This is a genomic window from Reinekea marinisedimentorum (assembly GCF_004341165.1).
Classification (GTDB): domain Bacteria; phylum Pseudomonadota; class Gammaproteobacteria; order Pseudomonadales; family Natronospirillaceae; genus Reinekea; species Reinekea marinisedimentorum.
In genome coordinates, this window is record NZ_SLZR01000005.1 from 44,648 (window position 1) to 64,469 (window position 19,822).

Annotated in this window: 18 protein-coding genes; 13 read left to right on the plus strand and 5 right to left on the minus strand. The window is 50.8% G+C overall.

All coding sequences use genetic code 11. The features are described from left to right. Nucleotides 1-49 precede the first annotated feature (49 nt). From BCF53_RS07385 to BCF53_RS07395, 3 genes are all read left to right on the plus strand, one after another. Nucleotides 50-655, plus strand: coding sequence for a sigma-70 family RNA polymerase sigma factor (locus BCF53_RS07385; protein ID WP_132701009.1), 606 nt, complete (start codon nucleotides 50-52; stop codon nucleotides 653-655). Further along, entirely contained in the window at nucleotides 652-1,329 is a 678-nt protein-coding gene (locus BCF53_RS07390; RefSeq protein WP_132701011.1) for a hypothetical protein, read from the plus strand. The genes BCF53_RS07385 and BCF53_RS07390 overlap by 4 nt, the downstream gene beginning before the upstream one ends. Before the next feature lie 134 nt (nucleotides 1,330-1,463). Next, nucleotides 1,464-4,187, plus strand: a complete 2,724-nt coding sequence (locus BCF53_RS07395) for a polysaccharide lyase 6 family protein (RefSeq protein ID WP_165901838.1) — start codon at nucleotides 1,464-1,466, stop codon at nucleotides 4,185-4,187. 75 nt (nucleotides 4,188-4,262) lie between these two features. Here BCF53_RS07395 and BCF53_RS07400 read toward each other — a convergent pair whose 3' ends face one another. Continuing rightward, on the minus strand, nucleotides 4,263-5,642 hold the full coding sequence (locus BCF53_RS07400; RefSeq protein ID WP_132701013.1) for a response regulator: 1,380 nt from the start codon (nucleotides 5,640-5,642) through the stop codon (nucleotides 4,263-4,265). A gap of 313 nt (nucleotides 5,643-5,955) precedes the next feature. On the opposite strand from BCF53_RS07400, the gene BCF53_RS07405 reads away from it, so the two are divergent. The 5 genes from BCF53_RS07405 (at nucleotide 5,956) to BCF53_RS07425 (ending at nucleotide 10,259) form a co-directional block, all read left to right on the plus strand. Beyond that, a complete protein-coding gene (locus BCF53_RS07405; RefSeq protein ID WP_132701015.1) occupies nucleotides 5,956-6,723 on the plus strand; it encodes a substrate-binding periplasmic protein in 768 nt (255 codons plus the stop codon). 231 nt (nucleotides 6,724-6,954) lie between these two features. Continuing rightward, on the plus strand, nucleotides 6,955-7,455 hold the full coding sequence (tpx, locus tag BCF53_RS07410) for a thiol peroxidase (RefSeq protein ID WP_132701017.1): 501 nt from the start codon (nucleotides 6,955-6,957) through the stop codon (nucleotides 7,453-7,455). Nucleotides 7,456-7,687: 232 nt separating this feature from the next. Further along, nucleotides 7,688-8,911: an MFS transporter gene (locus BCF53_RS07415; RefSeq protein WP_132701018.1), complete on the plus strand. Its 1,224-nt coding sequence runs from the start codon at nucleotides 7,688-7,690 to the stop codon at nucleotides 8,909-8,911. A gap of 90 nt (nucleotides 8,912-9,001) precedes the next feature. Next, complete coding sequence (locus BCF53_RS07420) at nucleotides 9,002-9,475, plus strand: peptide-methionine (S)-S-oxide reductase (protein WP_132701020.1); 474 nt, start codon at nucleotides 9,002-9,004, stop codon at nucleotides 9,473-9,475. Nucleotides 9,476-9,692: 217 nt separating this feature from the next. Further along, a complete protein-coding gene (locus BCF53_RS07425; RefSeq protein WP_132701021.1) occupies nucleotides 9,693-10,259 on the plus strand; it encodes a hypothetical protein in 567 nt (188 codons plus the stop codon). 117 nt (nucleotides 10,260-10,376) lie between these two features. Here BCF53_RS07425 and BCF53_RS07430 read toward each other — a convergent pair whose 3' ends face one another. After that, on the minus strand, nucleotides 10,377-11,123 hold the full coding sequence (locus BCF53_RS07430; RefSeq protein WP_132701022.1) for a substrate-binding periplasmic protein: 747 nt from the start codon (nucleotides 11,121-11,123) through the stop codon (nucleotides 10,377-10,379). 119 nt (nucleotides 11,124-11,242) lie between these two features. Beyond that, entirely contained in the window at nucleotides 11,243-11,701 is a 459-nt protein-coding gene (locus BCF53_RS07435; RefSeq protein WP_132701023.1) for a YbjN domain-containing protein, read from the minus strand. Nucleotides 11,702-11,857: 156 nt separating this feature from the next. Here BCF53_RS07435 and BCF53_RS07440 point away from each other — a divergent pair, with 156 nt between their 5' ends. Further along, nucleotides 11,858-13,042: an amino acid aminotransferase gene (locus tag BCF53_RS07440; protein WP_132701025.1), complete on the plus strand. Its 1,185-nt coding sequence runs from the start codon at nucleotides 11,858-11,860 to the stop codon at nucleotides 13,040-13,042. Next, a complete protein-coding gene (locus BCF53_RS07445) occupies nucleotides 13,030-13,950 on the plus strand; it encodes a VanZ family protein (RefSeq protein ID WP_132701026.1) in 921 nt (306 codons plus the stop codon). The genes BCF53_RS07440 and BCF53_RS07445 overlap by 13 nt, the downstream gene beginning before the upstream one ends. Before the next feature lie 24 nt (nucleotides 13,951-13,974). On the opposite strand, the gene hisI is transcribed toward BCF53_RS07445, so the two are convergent. Beyond that, nucleotides 13,975-14,385 carry a phosphoribosyl-AMP cyclohydrolase gene (gene hisI / locus BCF53_RS07450; RefSeq protein WP_132701027.1) on the minus strand — a complete coding sequence of 137 codons (411 nt, stop codon included), beginning with the start codon at nucleotides 14,383-14,385 and terminating at the stop codon, nucleotides 13,975-13,977. Nucleotides 14,386-14,440: 55 nt separating this feature from the next. Next, the gene (locus BCF53_RS07455) at nucleotides 14,441-15,604 is read right to left on the minus strand and encodes an aminotransferase class I/II-fold pyridoxal phosphate-dependent enzyme (RefSeq protein WP_165901840.1); all 1,164 of its coding nucleotides are present in this window, start codon (nucleotides 15,602-15,604) and stop codon (nucleotides 14,441-14,443) included. 79 nt (nucleotides 15,605-15,683) lie between these two features. On the opposite strand from BCF53_RS07455, the gene gluQRS reads away from it, so the two are divergent. From gluQRS to BCF53_RS07470, 3 genes are read left to right on the plus strand one after another with little or no spacing between them, the layout of a single operon-like run. Next, on the plus strand, nucleotides 15,684-16,571 hold the full coding sequence (gene gluQRS, locus BCF53_RS07460; RefSeq protein WP_132701030.1) for a tRNA glutamyl-Q(34) synthetase GluQRS: 888 nt from the start codon (nucleotides 15,684-15,686) through the stop codon (nucleotides 16,569-16,571). A gap of 38 nt (nucleotides 16,572-16,609) precedes the next feature. Next, nucleotides 16,610-18,235, plus strand: a complete 1,626-nt coding sequence (locus BCF53_RS07465) for a sensor histidine kinase (protein WP_165901841.1) — start codon at nucleotides 16,610-16,612, stop codon at nucleotides 18,233-18,235. Beyond that, nucleotides 18,228-19,769, plus strand: coding sequence for an HD domain-containing phosphohydrolase (locus tag BCF53_RS07470; RefSeq protein ID WP_132701033.1), 1,542 nt, complete (start codon nucleotides 18,228-18,230; stop codon nucleotides 19,767-19,769). Before BCF53_RS07465 ends, BCF53_RS07470 begins: the two co-directional genes overlap by 8 nt. Nucleotides 19,770-19,822 lie beyond the last annotated feature (53 nt).

The following is a 19,822-nucleotide window of genomic DNA, read 5'->3' on the forward strand; positions in this document are numbered from 1 at the left end:
GCGGTAAACTGCTACACTAGCCAGCTATAACTCTTTATTCAGTACGGAAATGACCCTACTTTCAAGCGCGCAAAACTGGTGGCGAAAGAAGCAATCCAAGGCAAGCGCGGAGCAGCTGTCAGACGAACAACTGCTGCTCAGCTTTATTGCCGAAACAAACGCCAGCTTCATAGAAATACTGATGCAGCGCCACAATAAGGCGCTGTTTCACTTTCTGCTTTCGCTTTCCGATGCGCAAACAGCAGAAGACATCGCCCAGCAAACCTGGCTGAAGCTGCTGGAGAACCCTGAGCGCTACAACAAACAGCAAGCGGCCTTTCGTACCTGGCTGTTTACCGTCGGTAGAAACCAGCTTTTTGATGTATTGCGCCAATCTGCACGCTGGCAGTGGCAGCCCATTGAAGAAACAGCCAATGACGATCTGCCCGCCTATAACGATGAACTGCACTTTACCGAGCAGGAAAACCTGCAACAAAGATTTAACCAGGCTCTGGAAGCCCTGCCCTTCGCCCAGCGCGAAGCCATCACCCTGCAACTGGAAGGCTTCTCACTGGAAGAAATCGCAGCAATCATCGGTGAAAAACCAGAAACCATAAAAAGCCGGTTACGATTCGCCAGAAAGAACCTTAAGCAACAACTGGAGCCGACAGCATGAGTAAACACAACCCACCAAAAACTGTCTCGCTCTCCAAACTTTATGAGAACCGCAAAGCCAGCACAGACGCGCCAACCAGCATTGAAAAAAAGGTGCTGGCACAGATAAAAACCGGGGATGAAAAAACCAACCGGCGCTACCGCTTTCTTGCTGAGGCCATCGTCGGCATCATTATATTTATCATCGTGCTGCCACATGGCCTACAGGTGAATAACGAACCCGCCGTTGAACCCATGTCGATGACTGAACTGCTGGCCACGGTTCAGGAGGCCAAACCTAAAGTCAGCGAACAACTGGTCACCGCACCGGCAGCGAAAGAAGCCCAGCCAGCGGCTGAGCGAAGCTTTTCTGCAACGATGCAGGCCGATACCGAAATGGCCGAGAATGAGCTGACCATAACCACAGAACCCGCCCTGGTGGCAGCCGATGAAGTGGCGCCACCCGCAGTAAACACGGCAAAGGCGTTGAGCGCTGCAGCTGAAACTACAGAACCATTAGTGCTGCTGGTCGTCGATGGCAGTGCAGGCACCTTTACCGACTGCAACAATCAGACGATTACTTTGCCCGTTCAAACCAAGCTCACCGGCTGGGTGAAAGCTACGCTAGGCGACGAACAGAACTGGAGCTTAGAAGCGACTGAAAAACCGGACAATTGCCAGATAGAAATGGAATAGCAGGTCAGCTTTTACTAACCACGGCAACTTATAATTTTATAACTCCCGCACACTTTAGACTGGATAAATCCTATATTCTGCAGCGCCTGTAAATTTACTTTCAGACGCCCATGAATAATAAGGATAAAAACCAAATGTCCCTTCTTGCATTAGAAAAACACAAGTACATTGAAAGACCCTTAGTCGCCGCCATTCTGGCGATCAGCCTGTTAGGGCTTTCGGCCTGTGGCGATGAATCGGAAAGCACAGATACACAGCTCAACACAGAATCGGGCTCTGGTGAGCAAACTGACAGTACGGATACTGAAAACACAGATTCAGACATCAATGACTCAACCGACGCGATTACCGAAGACAGCGGCGATGGCAACTTTAGCCGTGGCAGTCTGGGCGACAACGATGACGTACCGGACTACAGCTGCGACACCATCGTAAGCTCAATATCTGCGTTGGAATCTGCCGTCAGTGAAACCATGAGCGCCGGAACAACGCTATGCCTGGCCGACGGAAATTACACGAACCTGGCGCTCAGCTTTGGCGGCACCGGCACCGCCAGTGACCCGATCGTCGTGGCTGCGGAAAACCCCGGCAATGTCGTTATTGGCGGTGAGGTAGGGGTTCGCATGGGTGGTGAATATGTATATCTGCAGGGTTTTATCTTTAAAGACGGCAACAGCGACAGCGACTTACTGCAAACCCGTCTGGGCAGCAACCCCAGCGAGTATTGCTACCATTGCCGCATCAGCGAAATAGCCGTTATCAACTTCGATGAAGACGCCGATGACAGCACCAAGTGGATTCACATTTATGGCAACAACAACCGGGTTGATCACAGTTATTTTTCCGGCAAAAGCAATGCTGGGGCACTGCTTGTTGTAAACAGAGAGCTGGGCGATTACGTGACTACTGCCGATGAGGCCTACGGAAACTACATCACCATTGACCATAACTATTTTGGCGACCGGCCACCGGCTGACGGTAAGGCCTACGCCGATAGCAGCGATAATGAATACGAGGCCGTGCGCATTGGCACCAGCGATGCGCATACTTCCAATTCAAATTCCGTTGTTGAATACAACTTCTTTGAAAAAATTCAGGGTGAAGCTGAGGTCATTTCCAATAAATCCGGCAACAACACCATTCGCTACAACACCATTCGCGACAGCTATGGCTCGCTTACGACCCGTCACGGATCTTCGGCCACAATCGCCGGCAACGTCATCATCGGCGACGACCACCCCTATGCAGGCGGTTTGCGCATCGTGGACGATGGTCACAGCGTCTACAACAACTACATTGAAGGTGCACGCTACCTCGATACCACACACCATGGCGGCATCGTTTTAATGGGTTCTGATGGCTCCACCACCAACGGCTACCAACAACTGGAAAATGTGATGGTGGCGAATAACACCATTATCGACAGCGTTAACAGCCTGAATGTAGACGGCGGCAACAAGAGCAGTAACCCTGAAAGTGTCTACCTGGTGAATAACCTGATTCAGGATGCTATTGGCGCTGTGATTACGCAATCTGATGACGGCATGCCGGTTAACTCAACCATAGAAGGCAATATTTTTTACGGTCAATCCTATGCCGACAGTGACAGTGTTATTTTGGTGCAAGGAATTAGCTGGCTTGATGCAGAGCTGGAAACCGACAGTTTAGGCATCGACCGCCCGACCGAGGCCACCAGCGCCGACCTGCAGGTAGACGCTTACCAGAACGATGATTTTGACAGCATCACAACCGACATGGATGGCCAGGTAAGAGGCACCACCACAACGCTGGCCGGTGCAGATGAGCTGATCGAATCCACCACGACACTGGGCCTGCTTAACCGTTACGATGTCGGCCCGATAAATTACACGCCGGCCGCAACGGATGCGCACGTTCAACAGGTTTCTATCAGTAATCACGATTTCGACGATGGCAGCGAAAGCTGGACACTGGACAGCGGCGCATCGATCTCCACCGACAGCGAGCACGTGTTTTCGCGCGGCAGCAGCGCCTATATTGAAACCGCCGGCAGCAAAGTCAGCCAGCAGGTTACACTGGCCGCCGATACCAACTACACCTTAACCGCATTCGCCACCGGCATCGCCACACTGGGCGCAGAGCTGGAGGGTGTCAGCTATGAAACCAGCATCAATGAATCGGACTACGATTTAGTCAGTGTCAGCTTTAACTCGGCAAGCGCCACCAGCGCCACGGTTTACGGCATGATGAGCACCAGCGTCGAAACCACCGCCGCGCTTGTCGATGGCGACTTCAGTGACTTTTACAGCGACGCCGGCACCAGTGAGGACTGGGTAATAATCGAAAGCGACAGCCAAGACGCCACCATCGGAACGGTGAATGCTTCCAGCAACAGTGCCTCGGGCGACGACGGCAGCCTTCGGTTTAAATATTCCAGCACAAGCGAAGTTGGTGAGCCAGAGGTCAAACAGCTGATCAGCGATTTACCCGCCAATACCGACTTTACGCTCGCCATCTATGTACTGGAGAAGAACGACAGCGCACTTTCGCTCACTTGGGGAGCTTATGCCGGCGATTCTGATCAGGTTCTGTATAGCGAGGAAATCGACATTCAGACATTAAAAAACTCAGACGCCGAAGAAGGTGACGATAGCTTCCTGAAAACAGAGCTCAGCTTTAACAATGGCAGCAATACAGAGCTGACCGTCTTCGTGCGTTACAACGCTCATACGCTCCTGGCTGATGGCACTCTAACAGACGTCACAAATACCGAGGTACGTATCGACGATGTCAGCCTCACCTACCAGGGCGAACCCTCCGGTGGCGACGTTGCAATTTTTGACAGCTTCCGCTTGGTATCGCACGAAAGCCTTGAATAACATTTAGCATGAAGTTTTTACCCCCGCGATTGCGGGGGCTTTTTTAAAAGGACGATAACGCAAGCGCCAACTGAATTAAAACTCGCGCAGCGCAACAGAGACGCGGTTGTTTACCAATGCAACCCGATTCCACTCTTTCGCGGTCATATCCGAGCTTATTGACGGGTATTCTTGCCGCGGCGATGACAACCCTTCCATGCTGACAAAAAGTTCTATCTGGCCACTGGTGATGGGTGATGCACTCTGTTCAAAATTCGCATAAGCAACACTGAGATAATCGGCGCTATCAAACACATCTTCAATATCTTCCAGGAAGGTGCAGCTTTGAATTAAAACATCATCGTCGGCGAGCGACCAATTTCCGCTGCTATCCTCCGTTAAACAAAAATTACCCTGATGAACAATCAGTTGAACCTCGCCCCAAAAACCGGCGTTTGCCAGCCGATAAACCAGACTGCTGATTTGTGTTACCTGATCCTCAGCCAGCGGTTCATCGTCAAAACCAAACTGTAAATCAGCATCGACTGCCCAGCCCAGAGCATCAATTAAAGCGCCCCGGTCAACCTGCTCTGACTGAACATCAGGCACGGAAACTTTGCTGGTCAGGGTTTGAATTAACGATTGCTCTTGCTGAACAATCTGAATCAAACTCTGATAGTCGGCCGACAGTCGCGTAAGTGACGACCGCGCCTGATAGTTTTGAAAAACAACAACGCCCAGTACAACCAAAATGCCCCACAGAGCCTTACTACTTAAACTGCTCGTTTTCGGTTCCACAAGCGATTCTTCTACACTTGCCTGAGACGCCTTTTCACGCTCGTTTTCTTGCTGATTTTTTTGCTCAAACTTGCGGTCAATTTCTGCCGAAAGGCGTCGCACTAACGAGTATGACTGCTCATGCAATTGCTGACGCAAACCAGAGATATGAAACTCCAGAAGACCAGAAATTTGATCGCGTATTTCCTGTGGCTGTCGTTTTGAATTTAAACCTGAAGATGAACTATTGATCTCAGGACTGTCAATCTTATCGGTACTTTTCCGGGTCTTTTTGTCCACCAGTGCAGGGGATTTTTCAGGGGTATCTTTAGGAAAGATATTCAGCATCTCAAGCATGCGCTCAAGGTTTGAAAACTGCATTGTATCCTTAGAAAGAATATCCAGCGCACCCAAAGCCCTGGCCTGACTAACATACACATCACCCTGCTGCGAGGTATACATAATAACGGGGATAACGGCCGTTTTAGGGTTCGCTTTAATAATGGATAGCGCTTCAAGACCATCCATCCCTTCCATGTGGTGATCCAGAAAGATAATCACCGGAGACTCAGTCTTCAGGTAATAGAGCGCCTCTTCTGCAGAATAAGCGGTATCTACAGCAAGGTTATAACAACCCAGCATCTTTTTAAGACGAACCTGAGCCGTTTTAGAGTCATCAACAATCAGAACACGTTGCATCCCTCGGCGCCTCCTTCAGTTAACATGAACTTAGTCAAATACAAGTTGTATCAGGCTGATTTAAACAAGGCAGCAATGAATTCACCAGCTTCTGAAGGGGAATGTGTGAACGCTTCACGTTTTTTTAAAATTAACATAGATCAGCGCACAAAATCACACCTGAGAAAATCCAGAAAAGACCGACTCAAAAAGGAAAGCCTGCTCAACTGAACGCTCAGCTTTTAGTGAACATGAGATATTTTAGCTTGATCACCGCACCCTGCTTTATTCGACTATACTTCCCTCATCCTGTTCTGGAGTCCCCAGTCAATCAATGGCAAAAGTTGTAATCGCCCGCCAGTTACTGGCAATCACCCTGCTGTTTTCTATAGAACGGCTCGCTATTGCCGATGACAGCCTAACCGTATCGATCATCGACTACCCTCCCATTAGCTACTACGACTACGCAGCAAACACCGGCAGAGGTGTGGTGGCAGACATCGTAGCTGAGGCGCTCACGGCTGGCGGCTTAACACCCACCTTTACCCCGATGCCAATGGCCAGAAGCGTCTGGTCGCTTAACGAAGGCCAGTACCGCGCCACAATCGGTCTGGATAAATGGTTTCAACATGCAGGTAGAGGCCACCTTATTGATCGTGTTGACATCCTCAATCTCAACTTTGTTTTCTTCTACAAGAGGCAGCGCTTCCCGCAAGGCATTCAATACCAACAGCTTGAAGAGCTGAACAACTACTCTATCGGTAATGTCAGGGGCAGCGTGACCACCGAGCTGGTAACCGATGCCGACCTAAAGGTTCACTACCTAACTGAAATTGAGCAAAACTTTCTTATGCTGGAATCCGGCAGAATTGATCTGGCGATCGCAGTAGAGTTTACCGGCTGGCACATCATTCAGGAGAACTTTCCCGGCCGGCAAGATGAATTTGCAGCGACAGAACAATCGATGTTCAGCTACCCTGTTTCGTTTATTTTCAGTAAGACAGATACCGTGCTGAAGGAAGCCTTTAAAAAAGGCATGAATCATATCTACACCAATGGCCGCTACACAGAAATACTGAAAAACTACCTGCCTGAGCATTAGGCGATTAACAGACACCTTAGGTGAGAAGAAGCAGTTATTTGAGTCATCTGGTTGGAATCAGGGACATCAGTAAAAATCTGTGTTCGACTTTTTATACACATTTAAACCATTCATTTAAGGCCAGCCTTTAGCCATATTTCGTATGATTATTGAAGCCGAACTTGAAACTTTCATTAATGCCTCGATACTGTTGAGGTACTCAAAACAAACTCACGATAGGAAGGCAGAAAAATGGCTACAGTTACATTGCAAGGCAACCCTGTTAGCGTTGCAGGTGAATTACCACCGGTTGGTTCTACCGCACCGTCATTTTCTTTGGTTGGTACGGATCTCTCGCCGGTTTCACTTGCAGACTTTTCAGGTAAGAAACTGATTCTGAATATTTTCCCAAGTGTAGACACCGGCACCTGTGCGGCGTCCACCCGCCAGTTCAATGCCTCTATGAATGAGCGTGATGACGTTGTCGTGCTGTGCGTTTCTCAGGATTTGCCATTCGCATTTGCCCGCTTCTGTGGCGCTGAAGGCCTGGAAAACGTTAAAACAGCCTCAGCCTTCCGCTCCGAAAGCTTCATGGCAGATTACGGCGTTGGTATTGCAGATGGTCCACTACTGGGCTTATGTGCACGCGCTGTGGTGGTCATTGATGAAGCCGGTAAAGTCGTTCATACCGAACTGGTGGCTGAAATTGCCGATGAACCCAACTATGATGCTGCGCTGCAAGCCGTTGCCTGATCTAAACTGAATATTTGACCACTAAAAAAGCGGGCATACCGCTCGCTTTACTAATTCTGCTATCAGATTTTCTTCAAAAGACCCTCTAAAAAGCACGGGTATTATCCCTGCCCGCAGCACGCCCTTCTACGATAGATTTTTTCGATAAAAACCATCGATTAAAAGCCATATCCGCCATCTTCCGTGCGTCTTATTCTAAGCCGCGAAACTCGCTCCCTTTGCATACCCACGGATGCAACTCCTGAAAACACAGCACACAATGAGGCTACGAATGCAGCTATCACAGCCGATTGCGACTCAAACCACGCCAAACAGCTTATCCGCATCAGATACTTCAATTTCCAGATTGGGCGGCTTCACGCTTCTGCTGGTTGCCACTCTCACGATTATGGTCGGTGCGGTACTAGCGCCAGGCCTCAGTTCTATCTCTCAGGCGATGGGGATGAGCGAATATGCCGCACTGCTGATTACACTGCCGGCACTGGGCGTGGTTCTGCTTGCACCGGTGTTCGGCCTGTTGATTGATAAGTGGGGCGCCCGGCGTACACTGATGCTCAGTCTGAGCGGCTATTTTATTTTTGGCAGCGGCGGTGCTTTTTTAACGCAAAGCTGGCTGATCATGCTGGACCGGTTAATTCTCGGCGGCTTTGCGGCCGGCGCCATGGCCAGCGGTACCGCACTCATCAGTCAATGGTACAGCGGCAAGGCGCGACTCGGCATGATCGCCAAACAGGGCATGGCGATAGAACTGGGTGGCGTTATCTTTCTTTTCGTCAGCGGCTTACTCACTGAATGGAACTGGCGTGCGCCCTTTCTGATTTATGGTTTTGCTGCAGTCATCCTGTTATTGGCGCTGGCAACCATTCCCAAACAGCAGCAAAACGCAGACAAACAGCAAAAGGTTATCAGCCATTCATCGGGCAGACCGGTTAAATCGGTGCTGCTGTATGCAATGCTGTCCATGGCAACCTTCTACAGTATGTTCGTCTCCTTACCCGGACACCTGGGTACGGTGGGCTTCAGCGAAGCTCAGGTGGGTTACTTCCTGGCATTCATCTCGTTTATGGCGGTGATTGCTGCCATGTTGATGCCCAGAATGATCACACAAACTAATGAAAGTACGACACTGGCGACAGCCTTCATTTGCTTCGCGATTGCGCATGCGCTGTTTGGTTTAAGTACAGCAGTGCCGGTCATTATTCTGGCCGCTGTGATTACCGGCATAGGGTTTGGGTTTTCCATTCCACTGCTGAACCACTCGATGGTTGAGCGCAGCACAGAAAGGAACCGCGGCCGCAACCTTTCTTACTTTGCCATGGCGGTTTTTATTGGCCAATTTTTAACATCGGCTTTATCTTTTATACCGCTGTCATCGCAAGGCATCTTTTTCGTTTGCGCGGCAATCGCCCTTATATGCGCAATTAAAGTTAGCTATTCCAAAGCACTTCAGCCGTAGTCGCTGAACGTAAGCTCACTGCAAATTGACCATGGCCATTTTAAAATGGCCGTGTATATTGCAGTGATATTTTGATGCGTGGAAAGACCAATGCTTGAAGAAGTTTATTTTGCCGGAGGCTGCCTGTGGGGCGTTCAGGAGTATGTAAAAAACCTACCGGGCGTTGTATCGACAGAAGCCGGGCGCGCTAACGGTAAAACAAATAAATTAGAGGGCGAATATGATGGCTACACCGAGTGTGTAAAAACCCTGTTCGATTCCAGCATCGTCTCGTTAGACAAACTGATCGCCTACCTGTTTGAGGTGATCGACCCTTACAGCCTTAACAAACAGGGCGAAGACGTCGGCGAGAAGTACCGCACCGGCATCTACAGCAAAAACCCTGAGCACCTGAAAATTGCCATCGAGTTTATCAGCAACCGGGCAGACGCCGATAAAATTGCTGTCGAAGTGTTGCCGCTCACCCGGTTTGTAAAGAGCGCGGATGAGCATCAGGACAGATTAACCCGCTGCCCGGATGACTACTGCCATATTCCAAAAGAATTGCTTTATAAATACAAGTAATAGCGTCAGGTCAGCGTGAATAGTGTTCATAGTGACGGGGTAAGGTGTAAACCAAATGCGGCTCAAAAATTTAACTGCGCCGTATTCAATTTAAACTTGCTATAAAACCCATCACTTACTTTCGATTTACATACCGAGTCACACTGCAGGGTTTGCTCAGCGTGTTACTATTCAGCGCAATCGCACTTTAAATCCCCCTTCATAAGCTGAGGTTTCGATGAAAAACTATCTTACTATTTGTCTGGTATCGCTCCTGGTTCTGAGCTGTGCAGCGGCACCCAGCGGGCAGACCGGCAGCATCGAAAACGAAGTATTAATCCAGCAAATTCCTCAGGACTGGCATGAGGTCACCTTCGTCCAGCAGGACAACATGTCAATTAAAGAAGTCATTCCAAAGGATCAGGACATCAACAGCTGGGAAGAAATTCTTTCAACAGAAATCATCGCTGGCGGCATTGATGTCAGCGTGGAAGCGTTCATACAAAACTTAAATAAGTCCTGGGCACTGGCCTGCCCTCAGGTAAGTACAAAGCCCGCGATTGAAACGGTCGAGAATGGCTACACCAGCTATTTTTGGCTGCAAACCTGCCACACCAGTCATCCCAGCACACCCAAAATGACGCTGTTTAAAGCAATACAGGGTGAGGAAAACTTTTATCTTATCCAGAAATCCTGGCGCGGAAACCTGACACCGGAATCCGTTAAGTTCTGGTCGCTGCAAATGAAAGCGATGCAATTGTGTAACTCAAGCCTGACTGGAGAGTCTTGTCTGTCAGACATCTAAACAGTCATCCGTTGTTTAAATTCAATACTTAAAGATTTTTACAAAGAGATGGCTCGGAAAGGACCTCGATCATCGAGGGTTGGTCAGGCAGCAAAGCCACTGCCTTTCACTACTTAATTAGTCAAAAACCTGCACCGGCGGTTCCATACCATAGCTGATAAAGTACTGATCAACCCTGCCGCTCTTGCGGTACTCAAGCAGCACCTCTGCAATTTCATCCTGATATACCGACTTAGGCGAGGCCTTTGCAAAGCTGATATAAAGTGGGTTGGTAAATTGTTCGCTATAGGAGGCCTTCCTGAACTCACTGCGGTACAGATCTGCAGCGTGGCGCTTTGACGTAATGACGGCATCAACCCGACTGGCTCTCAGCATTTTTATCAACTGCGGGGTTTCCGTCACCCAGGTGATGCTGTCGGGGTCTAACGCATGAAACTGAGTGGAATAATAATAGTATCGCAGCGCACCGATATTAACGGTTTTTAAATCTTCCGGGCTGGTGATATCAGATTCAAAATTGGGTGCCAGGAAATACTCGATAACTCGCTCGAAATCGCCATACACATGGCCGTCCAAAAAACCGCGGCGCTGATCAGTCATGGAATGCCGGATCAGAATATCAACATTGGCCAACTTAGCCTCAGCCAGGCTTCTGGGAAATGGAATTTCCAGCCACTTAACGTCGTGATTAAGCTCCGCAAGAATATCGACCAGCATTTCAGGGACGATGCCTGAGCAGTCACCGTCAACCACGATCATTTCCGGTGGCGAATGCCGGCAATGGGCAATGAAGGTTTCTGCAAACGCAGTTTTAACAAGCAAGACCAAAACGAGAGAAACAATGACTTGTCCCCAGCTCTTCATAACACCACCTATAGAGAATCGCCTGTGATCAGTGCCTGCGGCAGGATTCAACCGTTCACTTGAATGACTGTAAAATCAGTATAGTTGGCAATTTGGCGAGCGTTAGGGCACTGCGAAAATCAATGCAGCTGTTCATCCATGTTTTCAGCCTGCTCAATTTCCGATACAAACAGTACATCCATATCTTCCAGCTGAGCATAGATGGTATCCATCTCAGCCAGCAATTTTGGCAGCCAGTCTTTAAACAGCTCTTCGGTTAGGTGTTCTGAAGGCAGTGCGTGGGTTAACAGCAGGCGTGGTACGTCGAAGTCGGTCATGGAGAGCATGACTTTGATCAGACTGAAGTCGAAGTTCATAAAGTGAATAGCGCCCTGAAGCGGCAGAACCGCAGAGGAGCGAATACCAATCTCCACCAGCATGGCACAGCGGTCCGATTCTACAAAGCAGCGCGCTTCCAGAACCGCTTTCTTTTCTTCCCAGACCGACAGGTGCACACCCTCGCAGTTAGGACAGATATAACTGTCGTAACCTAACTCTTCGATCCACGTTTGAATGGAGTCTCTGTCTGGCGCTGTCATCGTTAACCTCGGTGTACAAACTGAAAGGCGGCGCATTGTAGTGTGTAAAGGCAACCTTTGCACCCGATGCCCGGCTATTTCACTGATCAGTCTCGAAATTTACGCAACTTTAGTTGTATGCTTGCGCCTCCCCGAAACATCGTATTAGGAGCCTTCATGTTCGAAACCATTCCAGCCAAAAAGGGCGATTCCATTGTTGCGCTGATGACTGAATTCGCAAACGACCCACGTACAGAAAAAATGGACCTTGGGATTGGTATTTACCGCAATAACCTTGGTGAAACACCGATTATGAAAGCGGTAATGGAAGCTCAGAAAATTCTGCTGGAAACCGAACCAACCAAGGCTTATCAGGGCCTGGTAGGCGATGTGGAATACACCGAACTGATGCAACATTTTTTACTTGGCGGAACCAAAGCCGCTGACCGTGCAGCCACACTGCACACCCCCGGTGCCAGCGGTGCCCTGCGCGCCGTGGCCGATCTGATCGCCGCAACCCAACCGGACGCTACCGTCTGGATCAGCAACCCAAGCTATGTAAACCACCAGCCAATCATGGAAAGGGCCGGCCTGAAAGTGCGCTCTTACCCTTACCTGAACCCGGAGACCAAACTGGTCGACGAAACGGCCATGCTTGCCAAGATTGCGGAGCTGGGCAAAGGTGATGTTCTGTTGCTGCATGGCTGCTGCCATAACCCAAGCGGTGCCGATATCACTCTGGACGCCTGGCAGAGCATTGCCGACCTTGCCAACAAGAACGGTTTCCTGCCCTTTGTAGACATTGCCTATCAGGGCCTGGGCGATGGCCTGGATGAAGATGCCCAAGGCTTACACCTGTTGGCCAATCAGGTACCGGAACTGCTGATCTCCACCTCCTGCTCGAAGAATTTCGGTCTCTACCGAGAGCGCACCGGTGCAGCCATGGTGGTTACCAGCAGCCGACAACAGGCATTAAACACCCGCGCCCTAATGTGCGAGCTGGCCCGTGGTTCTTACTCTATGCCGCCGGCACATGGTGCGGGTGTGGTTAAGCTGATTCTGCAGGATGACGCGCTGACCACGCTGTGGAAGCAAGAGCTGAAAGAGATGACAGCCCGCGTAACCGGCTTACGCTCTGCACTGGTTGAAGAGTTCCAGCAGAAAACACAGAGCAATCAGTTCGATTACTTCGCAAAGCACAAGGGCATGTTCACCCTGACCGGCTTTGATGATGAAATGCTGGAAAAACTGAAGGCAGACTTCGGCATCTACATCGTTAAAGGCGGCCGAATCAATGTTGCCGGCCTGAAAGAGCATGAAGTACCGAAGCTGGTCGATGCGGTTATCAGGTGTCAGAGTTAAGCAAAGCTAACAGGTTCAGAGGTAAAACCTTTTACCTCTGCCTGCTTCTGGCACTGCTGGCCAGCCTGTTCTTTGTTGGCGGGCCGGCTGCCTATAGTCTGCCGAGCCTCCGCTATGCCTGGAATCTGGGCCATATCCTGTTTTTCGCCTTGCTGGCCATTGCACTGCACAGCCTGAATGCAAACCTCACCCGGCAACACGCGCTGAAAATAATATTCTCGGTCTTGCTTGCCAGCATAGGTATTGAACTACTGCAAAGCCTCATAGGCCGCAGCCTCAGCGGAAAAGACATCTTCAGAAACCTGACCGGCTTCGGTTTAGCACTGGCCCTTCTGTACCGAACACCACGCTTATGGGTTTTGGCCATTCCACTGACCGCCTTCCTGGTGTTTGACCTCAGCGGCTTCGCTAAAGCACTGCACAGCGATTACCTGCTGCAACGACAGGCACCGGTCATTGAAGACTTTCAACAGGCGGTCACGCTGCGCCAATGGCTGGGTGAAATTGAGCGGGTTGCAGATACCGAAGACCGTCAGAATCAGGTCGCCAAAATCACCTTTCCGGCGAAAAAGTATTCCGGTGTTTATTTTGATTCCATGCTGCAGGACTGGAGCCATTACAAGCTGTTCAGCATGCGCCTGTACAACCCCTACCCGGCGCAACAGGAGCTGATACTGCGGCTGAACGATGTCACGCATGAACACAGCACGCAGGAATACAACGATCGCTTTAATACTGTGATCACGCTCGAACCGGGTTGGAACAGAATCAGCATTCCACTGGCAGTGATTAAAGCCGCACCAGCCGAGCGGGAAATGGACCTGTCGCACATGTACCGACTGATGCTGTTTTATGGCTCGCTGGAAGCACCGCGCGAGCTGCTGCTGGATGACATCCGCCTGAAGTAACTCAGGCCAATGATCACTGAACAGTTACAGGCCGGAATCGACGTCGTTGAGTACCGTTGCGCCGTTGCCGTCCACCTCAAAAAAGAAGCAATTACGGCGGTTGGTGTGGCAGGCCGGGCCCTGCTGATCAACCAACAGTAGCAGCGTATCGCCATCGCAATCGGCTCGCATCGAAACCAGTTTCTGGCGATGGCCCGAGCTTTCACCCTTGCGCCAATAGGTTTGACGCGAACGTGACCAATAACACACCTGACCTTCACGTAAGGTTTCCCGGATCGACTTATCGTTCATGTAGGCCATCATCAGAACTTCGCCGGTATCGTGTTGCTGGGCAATTGCCGGAATTAAGCCGTCGGCATTGTATTTCAGTGTGGCGATGAACTCATCGAGCTCAAAAGCGGTACCTGCGGGGGATTTCTCCCACTCTTTAAACATAAAAACCTCTTTTCAATGGGGTCAAATTCTGTCGTCTATGCATAGCCAGAACCTATCACGACAGGGTTGATAAATACTGCGCCATTCGTTCAACCGCCTGCTGCAGGCGCTCAACACCTACGGTATAAGCCAGGCGAATGCTGGTCTCCGGGCACGGGCCACCAAAATCGATGCCGGGCGTTACCGCTACGCCGGTTTCAAGCAGCAACTGCTCGCAGAACTGCAGCGCATTATCGGAATACTTTGATACATCGATATACAGATAAAAAGCGCCATCCGGGTTGGCCATAATGTCCAGACCCAGCGGCGGCAGCGCCTGCATCAGGTAATCGCGACGCGCTTTTAGTTCATGCACACGGTCGAAGCACAGCTGTTCCACTTCCGGTTCGAAGCCAGCCAATGCACATTGTTGGGATAACGCCGGCGAGGAAAGAAACAAATTCTGAGCAATGCGCTCACAGGCATCCACCGCGTAAGCCGGTGCCACCAGCCAGCCCAGACGCCAGCCGGTCATACCGTAAAACTTGGAAAACGACTGCGTGATCCAGGCGTTCTGATTCACCTCCAGCGCCGTCGGTGCCAGCCCTTCAAAGGTAATACCGTGATAGATCTCATCGGCAAACAGTTGCAGGCCGTGGCTGTCGCAAAAATCACTGATCTCGCGCCACTGCTCAACGCTCATCACCGAACCTAATGGATTCGATGGCGAGGCAATCAGAATGGCTTTGGTTTTCCCGGTAATGGCGGCTTCCAGCGCAGCCAGTGACAGCGCCATTCCCTGTTCCGGCTGCAGATTCACCGGCACACCCTTAGCGTTCACCATGTGCAACAGGTTGGTATTGCAGGGATAACCGGGCTCAGGCAGCAGCACTTCATCACCGGGGTTCAGTGTGGCCAGAAACGCCATCTGCAGCGCCGTGGAGCCACCGGGGGTCACGATCACCCGCGCCGGGTCAAGCTCGATACCATGCCAGCGCTGATAGCGCTCAGCAATTTTCTGCTTTAACTCGGCCATTCCGGTACTCGCCAGGTAGCCCTGAGACTGATTCTTCAACGCCTCCAATGCGGCCTCTTCTATCGCCCGGGGCGTGTCGAAATCCGGCTCGCCAACAAATAACCGGATAACGTCTTTTCCGGCGCGCTCAAGCTGCTCGACCTGAGAGAGAATCTGCACAACATAAAAAGGAGAAATGTGTTCGGTACGGTAAGCAAGAGCCATAGATGTTCCTTTAAATTCAAGCGGCATTTGCACTTGGCTGAATGATATTCTTAAAATCCGCCTATCTTAACCGACATGAATGTTTATACCAGTGACTCCTTACCGAGGGCGCTTTGCGCCAACACCCAGTGGCCCGTTGCATTTTGGCTCCCTGTTTGCCGCCGTTATCAGTTATCTGGATGCCCGTGCCCATGGGGGCCAGTGGCTGGTTCGTATAGAAGACATCGACCCGCCACGCGAGCAGCCCGGTGCGGCTGCGGCCATTCTGAAAACACTGGAAGCGCACGGGCTCGGCTGGGACGAAACCGAAAGCTATCAATCCAATAATACCGAGCGCTATTTGCATAACCTCAATGTACTGCAGCAGCGACAGCGGCTGTTCTGGTGCCGTTGCAGCCGAAAAGACCTTGCCGGTCTGGCCGTATACCCGGGAACCTGCAGAGATAACCTTAGCCCCATGCCGGACAGCGCCATTCGCCTGGCCGTTACCAGCGAACAGGACTGCTTTGACGATCTATTCCAGGGCACACAGCACGCCAATATAAAGCAGCAATATGGCGATGTTGTCGTTCGCCGTCGGGATAAACTCTTTGCCTATCAGCTGGCTGTTGTCTGTGACGATATCGCTGATAACATCAGTCATATCATCCGCGGCATCGACCTGATGGACTCAACCTACTGGCAGCGTGAGCTGTATCGTGGCTTCGAGCAAAGTTACCCTGAATACGGGCATTTCGCAGTCATTCACTCAGCCGGTAGCGACCAAAAATTAAGCAAACAAAACCTTGCAGCGGCGGTTAACGATGACCGCGCACAACAAAACCTGATGCAGGTTTTTCAGCTGTTGGAAATAGAAGCAGAGCCCGCACCACCGCTTGAAATGCTCAGCCAGGCAACCGGGCAATGGCAGCGCTCGAAACTTTTTAAAAAGTGCACACTGCATTTACCAACGGTTACGCTAGAATGATTTAATATTCAAAAATGCCCAGAGCCTCTATGTTCGGAATGAACCAACACTTAGCCCGCCGGCTAATGGTTTACATTGCCAGCAGCGTTCTTGCCGCGCTGATGCTGTCTGTTGCAATCCAGTACATGGCTTTGCAGAAGGTATTCGAACGCACACGGGTCAGTAATATTGAAGCCGCGATCGAAAACCTGGTGGATATCGTTTCGCAATCGCTCTGGGTTTTTAACGAAGAAGCCGCCACCGAAGCCGCCGATGCCATTCTGCGCGACCCCTATATTTCCGGCGTGGCGCTGAATGATCACTCGGCACTGTTTTCCTACCGTAACGGTGATTTGACCAACACCGACATCATCAACCCGAAAATTCGCGATATCGTTCAGATAGAAGAGCAGGACTCGCTTATTTATATCATTCCGCTGATCGTTGAATCGCAAAATAGCTCTCAGGAGCTGTTCAACATTGGCACCCTGCAGATCGTCAGCGATAACCAGCTGGTTAAGCAGCCGGTTGAACAGCTGACAAAGCTGACTCTGAGCGCCACCTTTCTGATCATTGTCATGCTGCAGATGCTGTTTTACCTGATGATCCGTAACACCATCGCTAAACCGCTGGAAATGTTCACCGAGCATGTGCACAAACTTGCCACCAGCCTGAGCTCGGAGGTTCAGGCGGAAAACCGGTTGTTGGCCAATCGCGAAGACGAAATCGGCCGGCTCTATAATGTCTTCAATCAACAGAGGCTTGAGTTGGTCGAACGCGACCGCAACCTCACCGAATACCGCTTTGAACTGGAGCAGACGGTACTGGAAAGAACCTCTGAACTGCGTACCTCCAACGCTAATCTGCAGGACTCACTGGATCAGCTGAGAAAGGCGCAGCAGGAGTTGATACAGAATGAGAAGATGGCCTCACTGGGTACGCTGGTCAGTGGTATTGCCCATGAGGTGAACACGCCGCTGGGTATTGCCATTACGGCGGCCAGCCACCTGAAAGAAGAATTGCGCATCACCAGCAAGGCGCTGGACGACAATACCCTAACCAAATCCGGCTTCGAAAACTTCGTAAAAGGCAGCCTGGAAACAGAGTCACTGCTTACCAACAACCTGCATCGTGCCGCTTCACTGATTAAATCCTTTAAACTGGTCGCCGTTGACCAATCCAGCGAAGAGCAGCGAAACATCAACCTACGCGCCTACATTAATGAAGTGCTGTTATCGTTGCGGCCAAGAATCAAGAGCACGCAGATTAGGGTACACAACGATATTCCGGATGACATTCAGATGAACGTTGCGCCCGGCAGCCTGGCCCAAATCTACACCAACCTGATCATGAACTCGATCACACATGGCTACGATGGTGGCCACAAGCCAGGCGACATTCACCTGCAGGCTGAAATCCGCAACAACCGGTTAATTCTGCTTTACAGTGACGATGGCGCCGGCATGGATGAAATTACCCTAAGAAAAATCTACGACCCGTTCTATACTACCCGCCGCTCCGATGGTGGCAGCGGGCTGGGAATGAATATTGTGTATAACCTGGTTACGTCTAAACTAAATGGAAACATAGAGACAAAGAGTCAGCCTGGACAAGGAATTCAGGTAAGAATGTCGCTGAAGATCTCTGAAAACGTGTCTAATACGCAGGAACAGCTCGATGACTGATGAATTAATTTTCGCCGAAGAACCGAAGCCACAGACCGAGACAGTTAAGGTTCGTCCGTGGAAGGTGTTGATCGTAGATGATGACGAAGAAGTTCACAGCATTACCAAGCTGGCGCTAAGAAACTTTACCTTTGATGACCGGCCACTGTTATTTCTTCATGCCTACACCGGTAAAGAAGGTCAGGAAGTACTGATGGAAAACCCGGATGTTGCCGTGTGTCTGCTGGATGTCGTCATGGAAACCGAGCACGCCGGGCTGGATACCGCCAGCGCCATTCGTTCCGAGCTTAAGAATATGTTCGTGCGCATTGTGCTGCGCACCGGCCAACCCGGTCAGGCACCGGAAGAAACCATCATTGCCGAATACGACATTAACGATTACAAAGAAAAAACCGAGCTTACCCGCGGCAAGCTGCATACGCTGATGTACTCCTGCCTGCGCAGCTATCGCGATATTGTCGCGCTGGATCGCTCCCGCATGGGTCTGGAGCGTATCCTGGAAAGCTCCACCCAGCTGCAGCAACGAACCTATCTGAAGGATTTCGCCAAGGGTATTCTCGAGCAAATCTCTGCTGTGTTATCCCCGGAAGAAGATGCCTTCTACGCGAAAAACAATGGCGTAGCCGCCTTCCGCCACGCCGGCGAACTGAAAGTAATTGCCGGCACCGGAGAGTACGCAAACCAGGAAACCACCGATGCACTGTCTGTCATTCCGAATGACTGCAAAGAACTATTAAAAGACCCGGGCGTTGGCTTCAGCAGCCGCATGAGCAAGAGCGGCTTTATCTGCATCTACCGCTCGGCCAATAACCATACCGGCGTGCTGTTCCTGCGCGATCTGAAAACACGCAACGAGTTGGAAAGCCACCTGCTGCATATGTTCTGCCGCAACGCCCTGACGTCTTTTGAGAACATCTCCCTGCGCACCCTGCTGGAAGAAAGCCAGCGCGAAATTGTCTACATGCTGGGCGACGCCGTAGAGCATCGCTCCAAAGAGACCGGCTACCATTTGCGCCGGGTGGCTGAAATCAGCAGCATTCTGGCTGAGAAATCCGGCCTGCCCAGTGAAGAGGCATTAGCCATCAAAGAGGCGGCGCCCCTGCACGACCTGGGCAAGATCGCCATCCCGGATTCAATTCTTAATAAGGCTGACAAGCTCGATTCCGACGAGTGGGCGATCATGAAGTCCCACGCCGAAGTTGGCCACGACATGCTCGAATCTTCCGATAAACCACTACTGAAGCTGGGTGCAGAAATTGCCCTGAACCATCATGAACGCTGGGATGGCACCGGTTACCCATATGGTAAAAAGGGCGAAGAGATCAGCATAGCCGGGCGGATTACTGCCATAGCCGATGTCTTTGATGCTCTGTGCAGTGCGCGTGTATACAAAGAGGCCTGGCCGATCAAGGAGGTAGAAGAATACTTCCAGCTGCAGCGCGGCCTGCATTTTGACCCGAATCTGGTCGACATCCTGTTTGATAACATTGAAGAGATCATCCAAATTCAGAAAACTTTCGCAGACCCAACCTGACACCGATCAGTTAAGGGTGCATTGGCCGGCCCGTTCCGGCCTGAATCATTCTT